Source organism: Moraxella oblonga NBRC 102422, from assembly GCF_001598275.1.
Lineage (GTDB): Bacteria > Pseudomonadota > Gammaproteobacteria > Pseudomonadales > Moraxellaceae > Moraxella > Moraxella oblonga.
In genome coordinates this window covers 31,183-50,981 of the sequence record NZ_BCYQ01000018.1, presented here as the reverse complement: position 1 = coordinate 50,981, position 19,799 = coordinate 31,183, and the positions used below count along the sequence as shown (strand labels likewise).

Sequence of the window (19,799 nt, the reverse complement as noted above, 5' to 3'; positions counted from 1 at the left end):
GATTTTATCATAAATCAACTTAATAACGAACGAAACTTTTACCCATTGCCCCAAATATAAGCAAAGACTTTGTTATGGACTTGTGGGGGTAAATGTAATTTGCCCAATTATTTGTCTAATTTACCAAACCTTACTGCCTTTTGTTTAATAGCCAAACCCCCACCCCAGCACTAATCACAATCGGCAACAGTGCCATGATAAATGGCGAAAATCCCGTTGCTAACGACACAAATCCCACCAAATCTGTCAAATAACTAAACAAAAGTCCAGTTAAAAGTGCCATGACAATACGCAATCCCAAGCCCTGTGAACGCAAAGACCCAAACACAAACGATGATGCCAACAGCACAAGCGACAACACCGAAAAAGGCGATAAAAGTTTTTGCCAAAAAGCGAGTTCATGACGCAGTGAGCGCGCACCTTGATGCGTCATCAAACGTTTGTGAGCATACAAATCACTCACCGACAAATCATCAGCATCCGTCGTCAAAAGATGAACATCAGTCGGTGCAATCGGTAAAGCCAATAGCTGATTTTCAATATGTTTTTGGGTAACACCTTGCACGGAGATATCCACGTGGTTGGTGTCGCTAAGTCGCCATAGGTATTGTTTGTCTTTTTGGTGTTGGTAAATACCATCTTTGGCACTTAGGGCATGAATGAGATTGGCGTTATTATCCAACGTGTAGCGTTTGACATCACCTAGCTTGCCTTGATTGTCAGCATAGCTGATGTAAACAATCTCTTGCGATCCATTTTCTTTTTGATTTAAGGTCCAATACCCACGCACCGCAATCACATTACTTTTGGTGGTTTGACTAGTAATGGCAGAGGCTTTTTGGTTGGTAATGGGTAAAACAAATTGATTTACCCCCAAAGAAACAAACACAAACAACAAGGCAGGTATCATGGCATAGCCAATAATCCGATAAATGCTTACCCCAGAGGCACGCATGACCACAAGCTCGCTATGGTTGGCAAGCATACCAAGTCCCACCACCGCCCCAAGCAATATCCCTGTGGGTAAGAATTGCACCAAAAAATAAGGCGAACGATACAAAATAAACCACCAAGCCTCTTTAAAGGTATAAGTGTCGTTTAAATTTTCAAGCTCAGACAAATAAGCAAAAATCATCTGCAACAGCCAAAGTCCAACCACCGCCCCAAGCATACTCACAAAGGCAAATCGCATGACATAGCGAGGCAAAATATAGGCTTTCATGATAACACCTCTATTTTATTTTGCTTGCTTAGGCAAAGTTTGGCAAACAGACGCTCATGATAATTAAGATATAAAGCAAAACCCACAAATACCGCTACCGCCACAGGATAAATCCACACGCTGATTTTACCTTTGGCGATACTTTCTTTTAAAGAAATCAAAATCAACACATTTGCCACAAAAATAAAAATGGCAGGAATCAGTTTAAGCCACCGCCCCTGTCGTGGTCGCACGGTGGATAATGGCGTAGCAAGCATGATGGCAATAATCATCAAAAATGGCAAGGACAGCCGATAGCCAAACTCTGCCATACTTGCCACTTTACCAAAATGAGCATAGGGACTGTTTTGTTCATTGAGGATTGCCAAAATTTGTGAAGTTGGCACGCCCTCTATCTTTAAGGAGCGAGCCTGTTTGTCGCTTTTGGTGGCAATGCTGATACGATAACGCCCAAAACCCACTTGATTATAGGCCTGACTGTTTGTATCCACCGCATAACGCCGACCTTCATGCAAATCTAGCACCAACACACCGTCCGCACTGGGAGCTTGGGTGGCAGATTTGGCAAAAATAATGGTGTCTTGTTGGCTAATGACGGCTTGGGGGATTTTTGTTTCGTCAAATTTGGGCAAATCGTTTGTGGTGTTTTTGCTTTCAATGATAATCACGTCTTTTAAAAACTCACGATTTGCCCCCACTTCGCCCACATACAGATGATAATTGCCACTACTGATGAACTTTTTGGGTTGTATCAAATCAAAAATTTCAACCACAGATTGTTCTTGCCAAAGATTGGTGGCACGCTCCACCCCCCAAGGTTTTGCCACCAATGTGATGAAAAATTGCCCCAAAAACAGCACAAGCACCAACGGAGCAAGCAGGCGTGAAATCTGCCCACGACTGACACCACCTGCGGTTAATACCGCCATTTCATTATCAGTATACATACGTCCAAACACAAGCATAAGTCCGATAAAAAACGACAGTGGTAAAATCAGCTCCAAAAAATAAGGCAGATTATAACCTATCAAATCAAACAAAACACCCACGTCCAACCCCCCTTCGGCAGCAATGCCAAAGTAACGAATGAGTCGCCCGCCCAAGAGCATTACCACCAAAAACCCGAGTACAAGGGTGGTAGTCATGGCAACTTGACGTATCATATAACGGCGTAAAATCATGAATGAAAAACAGGTACAAAAATGATTAATTATAGCAAAAAATTGGGGTTAATGGTTGATTTTCGTGCGTAAAATTTTGTATGTTTAACAGTCAATTTTCCCACCCAAACACCTTGTAAAAGCCCATAAATATGCTACACTAAACACAACTATTTTTTAAATTTTAGACATAGGAAATCACATGGCAACTTTACCATTTAGCCTAAGCGTATCACCCACGCTCACCCTCAAAAAACCCACCAAAACCAACCCTTTGCCACACATTGTGGTTTTTGCTGACAAAAATGGCAATCTTTTGGGTAATCTTGACAACAATAACATCAGCGAACGTGCCACCACACTCATCAAGCACGCCAATTTTAAGGGTGGTTTGTGCGAGGTGGTGAGTGATTTTGCCCTAGCAGGAGAAGCACCTGTACTAAGCGTCGTTGGTGTGGGCGGTCTTGATAAATTAGCCAACCAAATGGCAAAACTTGGCAAAACCGTTTATCAAACCACCAAAAATAGCAAAACTGCCGTCATTGCATGGGGTGATGTGATTTGTCAAAAGCATTTTGGACAATTTACCCTTGCCGTACTCAACGCCAGTTATCGTTTTGACGAGCATAAATCCAACAAGGCAAATAAAGACGCCATTACTCACATCAGTTTTATCAACAACAAAGCAGACAATGACTACACATCAGCACTTGCTCGTGTTGAGACCACCTTTATCGGTCAAAGCCTCGCCCGTGATGTCGCCAACCAAGCTCCCAACATCATGACTCCAACCGCCCTCGCCAAAGTCGCCAAACAACTGGGTAAAGATTATGACGATTTGGTCAATGTAACTGTACTTGACGAAAAAGACATGAAAAAACTGGGCATGGGTTGCTTTTTGGCGGTATCGCAAGGCTCTGACAACGAAGGCAAACTGGCGGTGATTGAATATTTTGGCAAATCAGGCAAATCCAAAAAAGCCAAGCTAGACAACCCCATCGCTCTGGTTGGTAAAGGCATTACTTTTGATACAGGTGGCATTTCGCTCAAACCTGCACAGGGCATGGACGAGATGAAGTTTGACATGGGTGGGGCTGCCTCCATGCTTGGCACGATTAAGGCAATTTGTGAAGCTCGCCTGCCACTTGATATTGTGGTGGTGCTTGCTTGTGCCGAAAACATGCCCTCAGGCAAAGCCACTCGCCCCGGCGACATCGTTACCGCCATGAATGGCATGAGTGTTGAAATCCTAAACACCGATGCCGAAGGTCGCCTTGTACTGTGTGATGCTTTATGTTATGTTCAAGAAAATTATCACCCAAAAGTCATTATTGACACCGCCACACTCACAGGGGCGTGCGTGATTGCACTGGGTGGCGTGCGTTCTGGATTGTACACCAATGACGAAGACACCCTATTTGCCTTAGAACAAGCTGGTGAGCTGACAGGCGATCATGTTTGGCAAATGCCCTTAGATGACGACTACGATGCCCAGCTCAAATCTCCCTTTGCCGATGTCCAAAACATCGGTGGACGTGAAGGTGGCTCTATCACGGCAGCGTGTTTCTTAAAACGTTTCATCAAAGAGGGTCAAGCATGGGCTCATCTTGACATCGCAGGCACAGCGTGGCTTGGCGGTGAAAATAAAGGAGCAACAGGTCGTCCTGTACCGACTTTGGTATCTTATCTGTATTCACAAGTCAAATAAGATTTACAAAAAAGACATGAAAAAGACGTACTCATGGTGCGTCTTTTTTATTTTATAGTCAATTAAACCCAAAATGCACCACATTAGGTTTTTTTTCGTTCGTGGTGAGCTTATCGAACCATGGTGGAAAACCGTTTCACCCAAAGGCTTAGCTCAGGGTGAACGGTTTTGGTGGTTTTTGAAGCTAAATCACTATAACTTCATACCGAAATGTGCATCACTGCCCACAAAAACACCGCCAAATACAAAAAACCCACCAAGTTCATCATAAAAGTAAGCCCCATCAAAACCCTGCGTTTGACCGATTTTTCACGCATGGCATCATAAAGCCAATACGCTGTAAAAGGCAATGCCAACCCAAACGCAATCGCCATCATGATTAGAAAAAAGAACATTTGCCACTCCTCACCCCAGTTAGTTTGATAAATTTTAGGCATACTTCTTGTTTAAATCATCAAAACAAGGTAATATTTGCCAAAACAAAATAAGTATTTGCATTAGGGCATGCCCATTATAACGCTATTTATATTTATCAATAAGTGAGATAAATGGTATTGTTACATTAGACTTCCTGCAATACTAGGTTTTTTTCACCCTAAGCCTGCCTACAAATGGCAAAAAAATCAGGTTTCCCAAACTACCACGAACGGTTTTCCTTGATTTTAGGGTTTTGCAGGAAGTTTATTAACTGATTTTAAAAATGGGGCTACCCAACCACTTAATCTGATAAATTAAGATTGGTCTTGATGTTGTCAGATTAAGTGGCTGGGTGTTTTTTGTCAAAAACTTGTCTGATAGAAAACTTACAGCCTGTATTTTTTAGAAAAACATGCGATTTGTCTCAATTTTTAATTGTCATGTAAAAGGTGGGTATGCTCTATTATAACATCATTTTATCTGATTTTTGGAGTTGTCATGCGTAATCTTGTGGACGCTTATTTGCGTGTGGGTTTAGTACCCTTGATTATCATTGCCCTTGTACTTGGGGCATTGATTGGCGGTGTCATGCCGTCTGTTGGATTGAGTTTGGGCATTTTAGGCTCGATTTTTGTGGGGGCGTTAAAGGCGGTTGCCCCCATTTTAGTATTCATCCTTGTGATGTCCGCCATTACTTCTCGCCAAGCTGGTAAACAGGTGTATATAAAACCTGTGCTACTGTTGTATTTGGTTGGGACGTTTATGGCAGCATTGACGGCGGTGGTGGCAAGTTTTGTTTTCCCCACCGAAATCATAGGCTTGACCGCCCAAACTGCCGTTGAGCAATCCGCCCCCGAAACGCTGACCCAAGTGTTAAAAAATCTACTCATGAATTTGGTCGCCAACCCCGTCAACGCCCTAACCAACGCCAACTACATGGGTATTTTGACGTGGGCGATTTTGATTGGTTTTGCCCTACGTCAAGCATCCGACAGCACCAAACACATGATTAGCGATTTGTCGGTTGCCATTACCCATGTCGTCAAATGGATTATCTCGGTCGCCCCTTTTGGTATTTTGGGTTTGGTGGCAAGCACCGTTGCCGAGACAGGTTTTGATACCCTAAAAAGCTACTCGCAACTTTTGGCGGTACTGGTAGGCTGTATGGCGTTCATTGCACTCGTGGCAAACCCTTTGATTGTGTTTGCCATGACCAAGAAAAACCCCTACCCACTCGTCATTCAATGCCTAAGAGAATCAGGCGTAACGGCATTTTTCACCCGTTCATCTGCCGCCAACATTCCTGTGAACATGAACCTAGCTCGCAAATTGGGGCTCAACGAAGACACCTATTCGGTCAGTATCCCACTTGGAGCAACCATCAACATGGCAGGGGCTGCCATCACCATCAACGTCATGACACTCGCCGCCGCTCATACGCTTGGTATTGATGTCAGTTTTGGCTCGGCATTACTGCTTGCCATCATCGGCTCGGTGAGTGCTTGCGGTGCGTCAGGCGTGGCAGGTGGCTCGCTCCTACTGATTCCGCTGGCGTGTAGTTTGTTCAACATTCCCAACGATGTCGCCATGCAAGTCGTTGCTATTGGCTTTATCATTGGCGTTGTCCAAGACTCAGCCGAAACCGCCCTAAACTCATCAACGGACGTACTTTTCACCGCCGCCGCCGACCCCAAATATCGTGCATGAGTATACTCAATTTACATCAAAACCATACAACAAAACCGTTCGCCCTGAGCTTGTCGAAGGGTAACGGTTTTCCTAGTGGTTCGACAAGCTCACTTTGAGCGGAAAACCTTTGTCTAATTTTGAATAGAATTAACTATATCGTGGTTGATTGATTTAAAAAAATACCCAACCAAATGGTTGGGTATTTTTATATAAAATAACTCATTCTAACTCTTCAAGCCACGCCATTTGAATGGCTTCCAAAATTGCTTCATTGGACTTGTCGGGCTCGCCCACAAAATCCTCAAGCTCACAGACATAACGGTGCAAATCGGTAAAACGGATATATTGCACATCAACATCAGGGTGCTTTTCGGCAAGGGCAATGGCAATGTCTAGGCTGTCGTGCCAGTTAAGTTTCATATAAAACCTGCTTTTAACAAAAATTTGGCAAATTTTAACAAATTTTTTAAATGAGTGCTATAATAATCGCCATTTAAATTTATCATTATTTACTTTATTATGACTGTACAAACTCACACACCAAACAAACCCAAAAAAGGCAAGCAAATCGCCAAAGCCGACCCCACCAACCCACACCTAACGCCGATTGACCGTGAGATTTTAACCCCACCCAATGGGCATAAAAAGGTGCTACTGCATTCGTGCTGTGCCCCCTGCTCTGGCGAGGTAATGGAGGCAATGCTAGCAAGTGGGATTGAATTTACCATTTATTTTTATAATCCCAACATTCACCCCAAAAAAGAATACGAAATCCGCAAAAACGAAAATATTGCCTTTGCCCAAAAGCACGGTATTCCCTTTATTGATGCTGATTATGATATGGATAATTGGTTTGCTCGTGCCAAGGGTATGGAACAAGACCCAGAGCGTGGCAGACGTTGCACGATGTGTTTTGATATGCGATTTGAACGCACCGCTCTGTATGCACACGAACACGGTTTTCCTGTAATGACAAGTTCGCTTGGCATTAGTCGCTGGAAAAATATGGCACAAATCAATGATTGTGGACACCGTGCGGTTGCCCCCTATGAAGGGCTTGATTATTGGGATTTTAACTGGCGTAAAGGCGGTGGTAGCAGTCGTATGATTGAAATCAGCAAACGAGAGCATTTTTATCAACAAGAATACTGTGGCTGTGCCTACTCTTTGCGTGATACCAATAATTTTCGCCGTAGTCAAGGAAGAGAGCCAATTAAAATCGGCGTCAAATATTATGGCGATGATGAAGAATAAGTTTTAAGCAAACTTAGAACAACCATAAACAAGAGCCAACATAATGTTTGACATCTTGTTTTAAGACATACTTAATTCACATCAAAATCATAAAAAACCGTTCACCCCAAGCTAAGCCTTCGGGTGAGGCGGTTTTTTGTTAGGTTTGACAAACTCGCCACGAACAAAAAACCTTTGTTTATTTTGAACCATAACATTAATACCAAATACATCATGAAGTTACAAATCGCCCTACCATTAATCCTATTTACCATCATCAACCACGCCCATGCCAAACTAAGCGAAAATTATCAGCAAAACACAACGGTCATCTATCAGCCCCACACCATACCAACGCCCCAACCCCCTGTGGCAATCAGCATATTTGTGGATAGACCTAGCGATGATTGGCAAGTACAGATTTTGCAAGCCATTGACCGCACCAATGCTCTGCGTGCCGAAGGTGGTATGCCCGCCTTGCGATATGATGAAAATCTGTCCGCCTATGCCCAGTTTAGGGCATATGAAATAGAACAAAAATTCAGCCACGAACGCCCAAATGGTCAAATGTACCGCACCAGCATGAACGTTGGGCGAGCAGTTGGCGAAAATATCGCAGGTGGCAAGGCAACTGCTGACGATGCCATATTGCAATTCAAAAACAGCCCAAAACATTATGCCACGCTCATGCATGCCAACTATACCAAAATCGGCATGGGTGTGGCACATCTCCCAAACAGCAAACACAAATACTATTGGGTACAAATTTTTGGTGCGGATAACACCAGCTCACCTGCCACTTTTAGATAGGGCGTGTTATAATAGAAAAAAATTTTTAAGGAAAAACCATGCTTACTTTGTCAGAATTTAATACGCTTGCCAAACAAGGCTATACTCATATTCCTTTGGTCAAAAAACGCCTAATGGACGATGCCACGCCTGTGTCAGTATTTGCCAATTTGCGTAAATTTTTTGCGTCCGCTTATTTGTTTGAATCGGTGGTTGGCGGTGAACGCTTTGCTCGCTATTCTATGATTGGTCTAGGTTCGGATATTGTGATTGAATATCACGATGGGCAAGTGGTTTTTAAGGATACGCACAAGGACGAAATTAGCACGCACGCTATCAATCCTTTTGAATTTATCCGTACATTTATGGCGAATTACAAAACACCCACACAGGACGAATTGCCCAATTTACCTGCTTTTAGCGGTGGCTTGGTGGGATATTTTGGCTATGATATGATACGCGTGATTGAACCAAGTGTTGGCATTAGCAATGCACCAAATCCCCTAAATTTGCCTGATATGTGGCTAACACTTTCTAATCAGGTGGTGGTGTTTGATAATTTGGAGCATACATTATCTATTGTTGTGTATGCTGATGTTGGCATTAAAGATGGCTACAAAAAAGCCCTAAAACAGCTTGATGTTATTGAAAATTTACTGACACACAAGCCTGATTTGGCAGTCAAAAAACAGCCTCTACCGCATTTTGTATCACAAACGGGGCAAAATAAATTTTGTACCGATGTTAATCGTATTAAAGAATATATTAAAGCAGGCGATGTTATGCAAGTTGTGCCTGCCCAAAGATTGTCTGGTGAATTTGAAGGTGATGCTTTGGCGGTTTATCGGGCATTGCGATATTTAAACCCTTCACCTTATTTGTTTTTGATTCAAGGTGAGCTTGTGGACGATACGCCGTTTCATATCGTGGGGGCATCGCCTGAAATTTTGTCTCGTATTGAGACGGTGGCAGGCAAACGCAAAGTAACCGTGCGTCCTTTGGCAGGTACAAGAAGGCGTGGTGTGGATATGGCAGAAGATTTGGCACTGGAAGCTGAATTGCTTGCCGACCAAAAGGAGATTGCCGAGCATTTGATGCTGATTGATTTGGGGCGTAATGATATTGGTAAAGTGTGCGATATTGGCACTGTGCAAGTAACCGATAAGATGTTTATTGAACGCTACTCGCAGGTAATGCATATTGCCAGCAATGTAGAAGGGGTGGTCTTGCAAGACAAAGATGCCTTAGATGTTTTTTGTGCCACTTTCCCAGCGGGCACGCTCTCAGGAGCACCCAAGATTCGGGCAATGCAGATTATTGATGAGGTTGAGCCTGTTCGCCGTAGTGTATTTGGTGGGGCGGTGGGTTATTTGGGCTGGTCTGGCAATATGGATACAGCGATTGCCATTCGTACGGCGGTGTTAAAAGATGGTCAAGTTCATATTCAAGCAGGGGCAGGCGTGGTGGCAGACTCTGACCCTGTTGCCGAATGGGACGAGACCAATAAAAAAGCCCTTGCCATTGTCAAGGCGGTGGAATTGGCGTGTGGTGGGCTTGAGATTTAACACTATCAAGACAAATTAAAGACATGTTTGGATATGCTTTTAATTTTGTCAAAAATAGGAATTTATACCTAATAAACTTAAAATCTGCTACGAATTGTAGGGGTAAATTGCAACTCACCCCTACCGCCAAAATAAAGTTATGGCACTTTTAAGATTATTTTAGTACAGCAAATCATTAAATATGGTGATTTAACTACAACAATCACCCCAACTGTTCGCTCTAAGCCTAGTTGAAGGGTAAAACTGTTTTTTTGCTATGGTCTAACTTTTCTTACCACAAACGAAAAATATCATGTGGTATATTTTGAATTTAATTGACCATAATTGCTTGGTTATTGCCATTTTTATAGAAATTACAAAAAAAATACAATTATACAAAAAAAAGAAATCGTTTTTTTTTTTGAATTGATAAACTTAAGTAGGTTGTGAATTTTTGTTGAATTTTTTAAGTTGTTTTTGGGTGATGTGATGTCAAAGCAGATTGCAGTGATTTTAGCGGGTGGTGTAGGTAGTCGTATGGGGCTAAATTATCCTAAGCAGTTTTCCAAGATTGCGGGAGCAACCGTTTTTGAGCATACTGTACGCATTTTTCAAAAACACGAACAGATTGATGAAATTATCGTCGTTGCCGAACGCCAGTCCTATCATAAGCTTGAAAATTTGGTTGCCAAAAATCACTTTTCCAAAGTCAGCAAAATTGTCTTTGGGGGTACAGAGCGGACAGATTCTACCCTATCAGCACTCAAGGCACTAGAAGACGAATCGCCTGATACTAAACTCATCATTCATGATGCGGTGCGCCCACTGCTTGCCACACACATCATCAGTGATTGTATCGCAAAACTAGACAGTTACAACGCTGTTGATGTTGCCATTCCTGCCACAGACACCATTGTTCATGTGGACACCCACACCCAAGAAATCATCAACATTCCAAAGCGTGCTGAATATTATCAAGGACAGACACCGCAAGCCTTTCGACTAGGCACGCTAAGACAAGCTTATGATGTTTATTTGCAAGGTGAGGTGCAAGGAACCTGTGATTGTGGCATTGTACTTAAAACCTTGCCAGACGAAAAAATCGCCATCGTGCAGGGGTCTGAAACCAACATCAAATTGACTCGCCCCGTAGATTTATTTATTGCTGACAAGTTGTTTCAAGGTCGCAGTCATTTTTCATTGCGTAACACCCCATCGCTACAGCATCTCACTCACCTTGATGGTTATGTGATGGTGATTATCGGTGGTAGTTATGGGATTGGCAAAGACATCATCGATATTGCCAACAAAATTAACATCAAAACCTACAATCTTAGTCGTTCTAACGGTGTTAATGTTGCTGATATTGAGGCATTACGATTTGCTTTTGAACAAATCTACCAAGAAGCAGGTCGGATAGATTTTGTAGTCAATAGTGCAGCAATTTTAACACATAAGGCGTTGGCACTCATGACTTATGAGGAGGTGATGGAGAGTATCAATGTTAATTATGTAGGCATGGTTAATTCAGCAATTGTAGCTTATCCTTATCTTCGAGAAACCAAAGGGTCGTTTTTGAGCTTTACGTCTAGCTCCTACACTCGAGGTCGCCCCTTTTACAGTCTGTACTCGTCAACCAAATCTGCCATTGTCAATTTTACCCAAGCTCTGTCAGAAGAATGGTTGCCAGACGGTATCCAAATTAATTGCATCAATCCAGAACGCACCAAAACCCCCATGCGAACACGTGCGTTTGGTATTGAGCCAGATGGTACACTACTCAACTCAAAAACCGTAGCATTGGCATCAATATTGACACTTATCAGTGGCGAAACTGGTAATGTGGTCGATGTAACTTTGCAAGACGAATCCTATGTTCATGGTTTGTTTGATGAGTTGGGTCTGAATGACTAAATCATTGGCTTATTTTATTTATCTGGACACCAAAATCGTTGGGGCGATTTTACAGTTGTGTGCGTTTTTTGAGCGCGGGGTATTTGCTAAAGATAATACCATTGTCCTTGTCAAAAAATACAAACATAAGTCTACTAGGCTTATTGCCCAAATATTAACCAAGCAGGGCATTGTCTATCGCTTTGTTAAAGAGAATGACCTAGATGAACTCACGGACGGTGTAATGTTTTATCCATTTAACGCCCAGTCCAACTGCCGTGCGGTCGCCAATCGTCATTTGACGCACATTTTTATTACACATGGCGAGAGCAACAAAGTATCATCCATCAAGCCTATCATTCGTATCTATGATTATGTGATTACTGCAGGGCAGGCAGGGATAGAGCGTTATCTGGCAAGTGGTATATTTTCACAGCATGACGTGGATACAGGGCGCATCATCATGCTTGGTGATACATTTATTGGGCGAACTGGGCTTACAGACAAAGGCATGGGGCAAGAAGTAGTATTTTACGCACCGACTTGGGAAGGGGGTATTGAACGAGAGAATTATTCAAGTCTGTCTTATGTAGATAAGGTGGCAAAAATCCTAACAAACACAGCCAAAACCCATCAAGTTGACACCATCGTCATCAAACCCCACCCAAATACAGGACATCGTCTAAGACAATACATTGACCATGTTTATGAACTGGCAAAAATACTTAGGAACGGTCAACTTAATGTGGTTATCTTTAAACCATATTTGCGATTGATGTGGTTGCAGTCATTTAAATACGAGCGTTTAGGGGTGATATTTGTTGATGATTTGACAACATATCATGCAAAGATTGGGTTTTGCGATATTTCAGCGGTGGAAACCCAGTTTTTAAATGAGGGGATTTTTTATTATTTGTTTTTAAATAGCATCGAAAATAAAGCTATGATAAAAAACATATGCTGTAAAAACCCCCATATTGTGAATTTGATGTCTTCACATGAGTTACCAGATTCTATCCCCATGTCCTTTTACCAAGAATTGAAAAATTACGTTATTTTTCAAGAAATGTCCATGTTACCAATCAATGAACGTATTGATTGCTTATTACATAAAATCATAGATAAATAGCTTTTTTGGAATTGATATGTCTTCTTATAAAAATCATGTAGATAACTCTATTTTGACATATGGCAATTTCTCAATTACTCATTCCAATAATCAAGATGATGTTTGGGTAAGTGTTATTGTACCTATGTACAATGTAGAAAATTTAATTGCCGAAACCATTCAATCTTTAAAAAATAATTTTTCATCAATTGAATTTTTGTTGATTGATGATGGGTCTAAAGATAATACCGTACTAAAAGCCAAAGAAGCGATTGGCGATGATAAGCGTTTTTGTATTATTGAAAAAGAAAATTCTGGTGTATCGGATACTCGTAACTTAGGTATTAAGCTAGCAAAAGGGACTTATCTTTTATTTTGCGACTCTGATGATTTAATGACTGATAATGCGATTGATAAATTATTATTATCTGCTATTAGTGAGAAAGCAGATTTGGTTTTGGGGGGTATAAAAAGATTTAATTCAAAAAAAATATGGACTATTCCTGCTCATGACAAACATAATTTATTTTCAAGAGGGCGTAAGAGTATCGGGAAAAATCCTGAATTGTTTTTGTCAATGGCTCCTTATGCTAAATTAATACATAAAAATATAATAAAAGAAAATTTTTTCCCTAGTAACATCCATTGTTCAGAAGACCAAGTGGTTACTTTTAATATCTTTATAAGGGCAAAAAATATATACTGTATTGGAGATTATATTTATTTATATCGAGAGCGTGATTTGGTGGATAATGAGCAGTCTATTACACAACAACGAGACCTAAAAGCATATGATTTTTTACAAGATATTTTTTCTGTAATGAGAATCAATTACGATAATATTATGGATGATAGTGGATATACTTTAATCCAAAAAAATAAAATTATTGTAGGATATTATGAAAGAGCTTTAACGTTTGATGTTTATCCTTTATTCATTAGAGTTTTGAAACATCAACCATATAATTCTGGTAAGGCATTTTTATTAATTCAAGAATTCTTTCAGTCTTTTGATGATGAATTTTTTAATCAAGTGGCTGGTTTTAGATATTTCTTTTTAAGAAATTTAATTGATAAATTGTATTTGGTTAAAACAAGATATTTTTTAAACTACTATTCGTTAGTAAAGACCACATTTTCCAAATTATCTGATAAAACCAAACTGGCTTGTGAAAAACATTGGGGTAAAAAATGGTTTGAAAATTTGGCTTTTGTACAAAAAAATACAGTTTCTGCATTTTTTTATTTTTTATATTTAAGAAATAAGAAGCAGATTTTTCAGTATCTCAATGTAAATGGTGAGAATATCATCAAAAAATATATTTTTCCAATATATAGATTATTGCCAATTGATGATAAAAAAATTGTCTTTGCCACATCAACCAAAGGTAAAATGTCTACCAATTTTACCTTTTTATTAAACGAAATTAAAAAAAGTGGTAGCTCATATGAGATAAAGAAATTTTTGGGTTATTCTAATAGTTTTTTGAGAAATATGTCTCGTTATTATCATCTAGCAACGGCAAAAAATATTATTTTGGAAAGTTATTACCGTCCTTTATATGGATTGACTTTAAAAAATAATACAAATTGTATCCAAATATGGCATGCTTGTGGTGCCTTTAAGAAGTTTGGTTTTAGTGCAATTGGTGCTGGCGATTCTAATTCAGAAGAGTTTGAGAGACTGGCTCATAATTTTTATACGCATGTGGTGGTCAGCTCTGAGTTGACAGGGCAGATTTATCATGAGGCATTTAATGTGTCAAAAGATAAAATTTATCCATTGGGTGTTCCAAGAACTGATGTATTTTTTAATCAATCAAAAATAACAAAAATCAAAAAGAAAATACTGGCAGATTACCCAGATTTAACAAGCACAATCAATGTCTTGTATGCTCCCACTTTTCGTGGCAGTCCATCTGAAAGAAAAAATTTCAGATTGCCATTTTCTTTTGAAATATTTGATGATATGCCAGAAAATTATCGGTTCATCATTAAATTGCATCCAGTTGTTGATATTACTAATATTAAAATCCCTACCAAATATCAGAAAAAAGTTTTTATTCTACCAAGTTCGCAAGATGTGAATGAGTGGATGATATTTTGTGATATTTTGATTACAGATTATTCATCATTGATTTTTGAATATGCTTTGCTTAACAAACCTATCATATTTTATCCTTATGATATGGACCAATATTTTGATGAGCGTGGTTTTTATTTTGATTATTATACTTATGTTTATGGTCAGGTAATCAAAAACCAAAATGAAATTATTTCTTCTATATTAAATGCAAAATTAATTATGGGTGATTTTCAGGAGCTAAAAAAGCTGTTTATTGATAGATTTATGGCTAATTGCTATGGAAAATCATCAGAAAAAATCATTGAAAATATTATCAATCATAGATGAGGCTGTTATGAATATGCAATCAATTGTACAATCACTAATAGGTATTTATCAACCAGCGTATAGCACATACAGAATATATAAGGAGCAATCTATTTATTATGAATTTTACTTTGCAGTCAATAAAATATTTGTGGTCAGTCTAAACTTAATAGATAATAGAATCTATGTTTATTTTAGGGATAAGCAACCTATTAATAACTTATCAGAAATAATCCCTAGCATCTCTTTCATTTCTAAAAATGGTGCTTATTTTTATGACTTAAAGGATTTGTCTGATGTAGAAAAATACATTTTAATGGCGAAAACTATTAGGTTTGTTGAGTTATATATTAATAATTTTGGATATGATAAAATTAAAAATGATGTTGCTGATTATACCAATAGCAAAATACCAATCACTGGAAACTATATTGATAGCAAAAACAATAGGATTACCGCCCCAAGTAACTTACATGACTGTTTTGTTCAATTTATAGGAGGTAATAACGAAATTATTATTGATGAAAATTCTAATTTAAAGAATTGTACGTTTGAAATGCGTGAAAATGGTAAAATCCTTATTAAGGAAAATATAAAATTTCGTGGAAATTTACGACTGGGTTACAGTAGCTATATGGAAATTGGTAGTGGAACAACAAGCACTAGTCCAGTATATGTGACAGTTGCAGAGAGTACTAAACTGATTATCGGCGATGATTGTATGTTTGCCACTAACAATCAGATTAGAACTGATGATGCACACCCTATTTATGATATTAATACTGGAAAACGTTTAAATCACTCTAAAGATATCATAATAGGTCATCATGTATGGGTTGGTTATGGAGCTGTGCTGTTTGGCGGTGCAAAAATTGGCGATGGTTCGGTTATTGGAGCATTTTCGGTTGTTAAAAAAGAGTTTCCAAATAACTGTATTGTGGCTGGCGTACCAGCAAAACTAATTAGGAAAGACATTTTTTGGGAAAGACCCTTATTATTAAACCAAGACCAGATGGGAGATTTCGACATTTCAGAGGTTGAATTAAAAGTTTATGCTAAGAAAACAATAGAGAACTCTAATAACAAATGAGCTGCTTATTAATAAAATTAAAAACAATGAGTTTCTTTGACCAGTTAAAAAGAATTTTATCAAACAACCCTTTGCGAGAAAATGTTCAAGAAGTGATTGTGCAGTAATTTATCTGAAGGTTAGATTGGATCAATTCTCTTAAGTTTTATCGGACACAGCAAAAAAAAACGCAAGTTGCTTTTGAAACTTGCGTTTTTTTGTAAAAATCTCAACCCGTTTGGGTTGTTCTTAAAATAATCACGTCAAAATGACGTACGCCTGTCGTGTTCCCTTCGTTGCCCCACAATTTTTTTTAAAAAAATAAAATTATAAAAATCAATCATTTATAAACTTATTTTAACTTTTTCAAAAAAAGTGCTTGCACGATTTTAAATATGTGTTATTATACGCACCACTTAGGAAACACCGCCGGCTTAGCTCAGTAGGTAGAGCAACTGACTTGTAATCAGTAGGTCGCCAGTTCGATTCCGGCAGCCGGCACCACTCCTAAGAAACCTAATCAGGTAAGCCCGATATGGGGCTTAATCTTTTAACAGACCATTAAAAGAATGCCTGTCCTAGTTGGTGGGGTTGGGGAGCGGTCAAACCCAACAGACTGTAACTCTGTCGCGAAAGCTTCGAAGGTTCGAATCCTTCCCCCACCACCATTATTTCCTACCAGATTACCCTTGCGGGTGTAGTTTAGTGGTAGAACCTCAGCCTTCCAAGCTGATGGTGCGGGTTCGATTCCCGCCACCCGCTCCATTATTTGATAGCAAATTTATTTTGCTCTTGTAGCTCAGGGGTAGAGCACTTCCTTGGTAAGGAAGAGGTCGCGGGTTCAATTCCCGCCAAGAGCTCCATATAATAAACCTTTGAAAGATATTTTTCAAAGGTTTTTTGCTTTTTGTCATTTTTAACCTTTGTGATAAAATAACCCCAATAACAACCACTAGGAATCATGATGACTGATTTTTACAAAACCCCTACCCATATCCGCCAAACACGCCTGCAACAAGTAAGAGACACCTTAACTGCACACGGCTTGTCTGCGTTGATTATTCCTTCTGCCGACCCACATATGTCTGAATACTTGCCCAAGCATTACCAAGGAAGGGCTTGGCTGTCAGGCTTTACAGGGTCATTTGGTACATTAGTTATCACCGCCAATTTTGCAGGAGTGTGGACGGATAGTCGTTATTGGGTACAAGCCCCCATTGAACTTGAAGGCACAGGCATAGAATTACAAAAAATGATGCAAGGCTATCCTACCTATGCCCAATTTCTAGCCGACAACCTACCAGCAGGCTCAAAAGTCGCCATAGATGGTAATGTCTTGTCAGTGGCAGAATATGATGAATTGACCGCCTTGTTTGACAAACATGACATCGGATTGGTTACCAATTTTGATATTTTAGCCAGCATTTGGCAAGATCGCCCAAGCCTGCCCAATGCCACTATCTATGTACATGATGATGAATTTGTGGACACAAATACCGCCGCCAAACTTGCCCAAGTTCGTGAAAAAATGACCAACAAGGGTGCAAATACCCACCTAATTAGCAGTCTTGATGACATTGCATGGCTGACCAATCTGCGTGGGGCTGATGTGGACTTTAACCCTGTATTTTTGGCACATTTGCTCATCACCCACGATACCGCCACATTGTTTGTACATGATGATAAATTAAATGAGCAAGCCAAAAATCTGCTCAATCAAGCAGGTATTGACATCGCTCACTATGATGATGTAACAGGCAGTTTGATATCTACCAAAAATCTACTCATTGACCCGCATAGGGTTGCGGTTGGAACGATTGCCAAATTGCCCAAAGATGCCACCCTCATCAAAACAATGAACCCTAGCACCATTTTAAAAGCCATCAAATCACAAAATGACATCAATCACATTCGTGAAGCCATGAGACAAGACGGTGTGGCATTATGTGAATTTTTTGCAACGCTAGAAAACAAACTGGCAAAAGGTGAGAGCGTGTCCGAGCTTGATGTTGATGAAATGCTCATCACTGCCAGAAGTCGCCAACCTTATTATGTCAGCCCAAGTTTTGACACCATTGCAGGTTTTAAAGCAAATGGAGCCATTGTCCATTATAGGGCAACAGACACACGCTTTAAATACCTAGAAGAAAATGGATTGTTACTCATTGATTCTGGTGCTCAATACAAAAACGGCACAACCGACATCACACGTATGTTTGGGGTTGGTAATATCAGCGATGATGAGAAACGTGATGTTACTTATGTATTAAAAGCCCACATCGCCCTTGCCACCGCCCATTTTCCCAAAAACATCCCCTCCATGCAACTTGATGTGTTGGCTCGCAACCAACTTTGGCGGTATGGGCTAGATTATGGGCATGGTACAGGGCATGGCGTGGGTTATTTTTTAAATGTCCACGAAGCTCCTCAATCCATCTCACGAAACGCCCCCATTAGCCCAGAGCGGATTATTAGTGAAGGCATGATAACCAGCAATGAGCCTGGACTATATCGTGAAGGCAAATGGGGGGTACGTCTAGAAAACCTCGTGGTAGCAGTTAAAGCCTGTGATGGTGAATTTGGTGAATTCTTAAAATTTGAGGACTTGACACTATGTCCGTTTGACACTCGGTTGTTGCTTGTGGAGTTGTTAAATAATGATGAAAAATCATGGCTCAACGCCTACCACCAACACGTTCACGATGAACTCATCAGTCGTTTGAGTGGTTCTGCCAAAGATTGGCTTGTCGCACGCACCCAGCCAATTTAAAACTTTACAAATATCTGCTATCTTTTAAAGATGCTTTTTTGATATAATATAAAGTCATTATGTTATAAGCCCGCTTTTTGGCGGATCATCATTCTTGATGTTATCAAGAATAGATACAGCTTGGCTGTACTTTTTATAGGAAACATTCTATGACCGTTATCGCACAAGATACCGTTGCAACTTTTCATTATACCTTGACCAACGAACAAGGCGAAGTGTTAGACAAATCTAACACCGAACCTTTGGCATACCTACACGGTCATGGCAATATCATACCCGGTCTTGAAGCCGAGCTTTTGGGCAAAAAAGTTGGCGACAAATTCACCGCTACCATCGCCCCAGAAGATGCTTATGGCGAATACATGGCAGAAGCTGTCCAAGAAGTGCCAAGAGTGAACTTTCAAGGTGTGGACAACATTCAAGTGGGCATGCAATTTCAAACTCAAACCGAAGATGGTCATGTCATGCTTGTTACTGTTAAAGATGTAACAGATGATGTTGTCATTGTGGATGCTAACCACCCACTTGCTGGTGTAACCCTAACTTTTGACGTTGAAATTATGGACGTACGCCCTGCCACTGACGAAGAGTTGGCACATGGTCATGCTCATGGTGCTGGCGGTCATCATCACCATTAATCAAAAACCCAAGTTCGCTTGGGTTTTTTTATAAATAACTCATTTTATGATTGGTTTTATAAATTGTTAACTAGTTTTTTTAAAGTTTTTCTAATTTAAAAAACCAAACAAAACCATCAAAATATTCTAATTTACTCAGTAAAAAAAATACTCTATAATCCCTTGCA

Annotated in this window: 15 protein-coding genes and 4 tRNA genes; 15 read left to right on the top strand and 4 right to left on the bottom strand. The window is 39.9% G+C overall.

Annotated features, from left to right (window positions below; all coding sequences use genetic code 11):
* Positions 1-130: 130 nt before the first annotated feature.
* Together lptG and lptF are read right to left on the bottom strand one after the other, a co-directional pair.
* On the bottom strand, positions 131-1,222 hold the full coding sequence (gene lptG / locus MOB01S_RS06720) for an LPS export ABC transporter permease LptG (protein ID WP_066802894.1): 1,092 nt from the start codon (positions 1,220-1,222) through the stop codon (positions 131-133).
* Positions 1,219-2,403 carry an LPS export ABC transporter permease LptF gene (gene lptF, locus MOB01S_RS06715; protein ID WP_066802893.1) on the bottom strand — a complete coding sequence of 395 codons (1,185 nt, stop codon included), beginning with the start codon at positions 2,401-2,403 and terminating at the stop codon, positions 1,219-1,221. The genes lptG and lptF overlap by 4 nt, the downstream gene beginning before the upstream one ends.
* Before the next feature lie 181 nt (positions 2,404-2,584).
* On the opposite strand from lptF, the gene MOB01S_RS06710 reads away from it, so the two are divergent.
* Positions 2,585-4,090: a leucyl aminopeptidase gene (locus MOB01S_RS06710; RefSeq protein WP_066802892.1), complete on the top strand. Its 1,506-nt coding sequence runs from the start codon at positions 2,585-2,587 to the stop codon at positions 4,088-4,090.
* 200 nt (positions 4,091-4,290) lie between these two features.
* Here the strand turns inward: MOB01S_RS06710 and MOB01S_RS06705 are convergent, their stop codons facing one another.
* Positions 4,291-4,485 (bottom strand): hypothetical protein, encoded by a 195-nt coding sequence (locus MOB01S_RS06705; protein ID WP_066802890.1) that lies wholly within the window; start codon positions 4,483-4,485, stop codon positions 4,291-4,293.
* 520 nt (positions 4,486-5,005) lie between these two features.
* Between MOB01S_RS06705 and sstT the strand changes: the two genes are divergently transcribed.
* Positions 5,006-6,214, top strand: a complete 1,209-nt coding sequence (gene sstT, locus MOB01S_RS06700; protein WP_066802888.1) for a serine/threonine transporter SstT — start codon at positions 5,006-5,008, stop codon at positions 6,212-6,214.
* A gap of 201 nt (positions 6,215-6,415) precedes the next feature.
* On the opposite strand, the gene iscX is transcribed toward sstT, so the two are convergent.
* The gene (gene iscX, locus MOB01S_RS06695) at positions 6,416-6,616 is read right to left on the bottom strand and encodes a Fe-S cluster assembly protein IscX (RefSeq protein WP_066802883.1); all 201 of its coding nucleotides are present in this window, start codon (positions 6,614-6,616) and stop codon (positions 6,416-6,418) included.
* A 99-nt stretch (positions 6,617-6,715) separates the two neighbouring features.
* On the opposite strand from iscX, the gene MOB01S_RS06690 reads away from it, so the two are divergent.
* The 13 genes from MOB01S_RS06690 to MOB01S_RS06630 all read left to right on the top strand — a co-directional run bounded on the left by MOB01S_RS06690 (position 6,716) and on the right by MOB01S_RS06630 (position 19,632).
* Positions 6,716-7,450, top strand: a complete 735-nt coding sequence (locus MOB01S_RS06690) for an epoxyqueuosine reductase QueH (RefSeq protein ID WP_245640013.1) — start codon at positions 6,716-6,718, stop codon at positions 7,448-7,450.
* Positions 7,451-7,663: 213 nt separating this feature from the next.
* Entirely contained in the window at positions 7,664-8,239 is a 576-nt protein-coding gene (locus MOB01S_RS06685) for a CAP domain-containing protein (RefSeq protein ID WP_157073918.1), read from the top strand.
* Positions 8,240-8,277: 38 nt separating this feature from the next.
* Entirely contained in the window at positions 8,278-9,783 is a 1,506-nt protein-coding gene (locus tag MOB01S_RS06680) for an anthranilate synthase component I family protein (RefSeq protein WP_066802879.1), read from the top strand.
* A gap of 468 nt (positions 9,784-10,251) precedes the next feature.
* Positions 10,252-11,676, top strand: a complete 1,425-nt coding sequence (locus MOB01S_RS06675; protein ID WP_066802877.1) for a bifunctional cytidylyltransferase/SDR family oxidoreductase — start codon at positions 10,252-10,254, stop codon at positions 11,674-11,676.
* The gene (locus MOB01S_RS06670) at positions 11,669-12,784 is read left to right on the top strand and encodes a CDP-glycerol glycerophosphotransferase (RefSeq protein WP_066802875.1); all 1,116 of its coding nucleotides are present in this window, start codon (positions 11,669-11,671) and stop codon (positions 12,782-12,784) included. Before MOB01S_RS06675 ends, MOB01S_RS06670 begins: the two co-directional genes overlap by 8 nt.
* Positions 12,785-12,800: 16 nt before the next feature.
* A complete protein-coding gene (locus tag MOB01S_RS06665; protein WP_066802873.1) occupies positions 12,801-15,176 on the top strand; it encodes a bifunctional glycosyltransferase/CDP-glycerol:glycerophosphate glycerophosphotransferase in 2,376 nt (791 codons plus the stop codon).
* A complete protein-coding gene (locus MOB01S_RS06660; protein ID WP_066802871.1) occupies positions 15,127-16,245 on the top strand; it encodes an acyltransferase in 1,119 nt (372 codons plus the stop codon). Before MOB01S_RS06665 ends, MOB01S_RS06660 begins: the two co-directional genes overlap by 50 nt.
* 407 nt (positions 16,246-16,652) lie before the next feature.
* Positions 16,653-16,728 (top strand) — tRNA-Thr (locus tag MOB01S_RS06655).
* Between the two features lie 80 nt (positions 16,729-16,808).
* Positions 16,809-16,892 (top strand) — tRNA-Tyr (locus MOB01S_RS06650).
* A 23-nt stretch (positions 16,893-16,915) separates the two neighbouring features.
* Positions 16,916-16,989, top strand: a tRNA-Gly gene (locus MOB01S_RS06645).
* A 23-nt stretch (positions 16,990-17,012) separates the two neighbouring features.
* Positions 17,013-17,087: transfer RNA gene (locus MOB01S_RS06640), tRNA-Thr, on the top strand.
* Positions 17,088-17,188: 101 nt separating this feature from the next.
* Complete coding sequence (locus MOB01S_RS06635; RefSeq protein ID WP_066802866.1) at positions 17,189-18,994, top strand: aminopeptidase P family protein; 1,806 nt, start codon at positions 17,189-17,191, stop codon at positions 18,992-18,994.
* A 149-nt stretch (positions 18,995-19,143) separates the two neighbouring features.
* Entirely contained in the window at positions 19,144-19,632 is a 489-nt protein-coding gene (locus tag MOB01S_RS06630; protein ID WP_066802864.1) for an FKBP-type peptidyl-prolyl cis-trans isomerase, read from the top strand.
* Positions 19,633-19,799 lie beyond the last annotated feature (167 nt).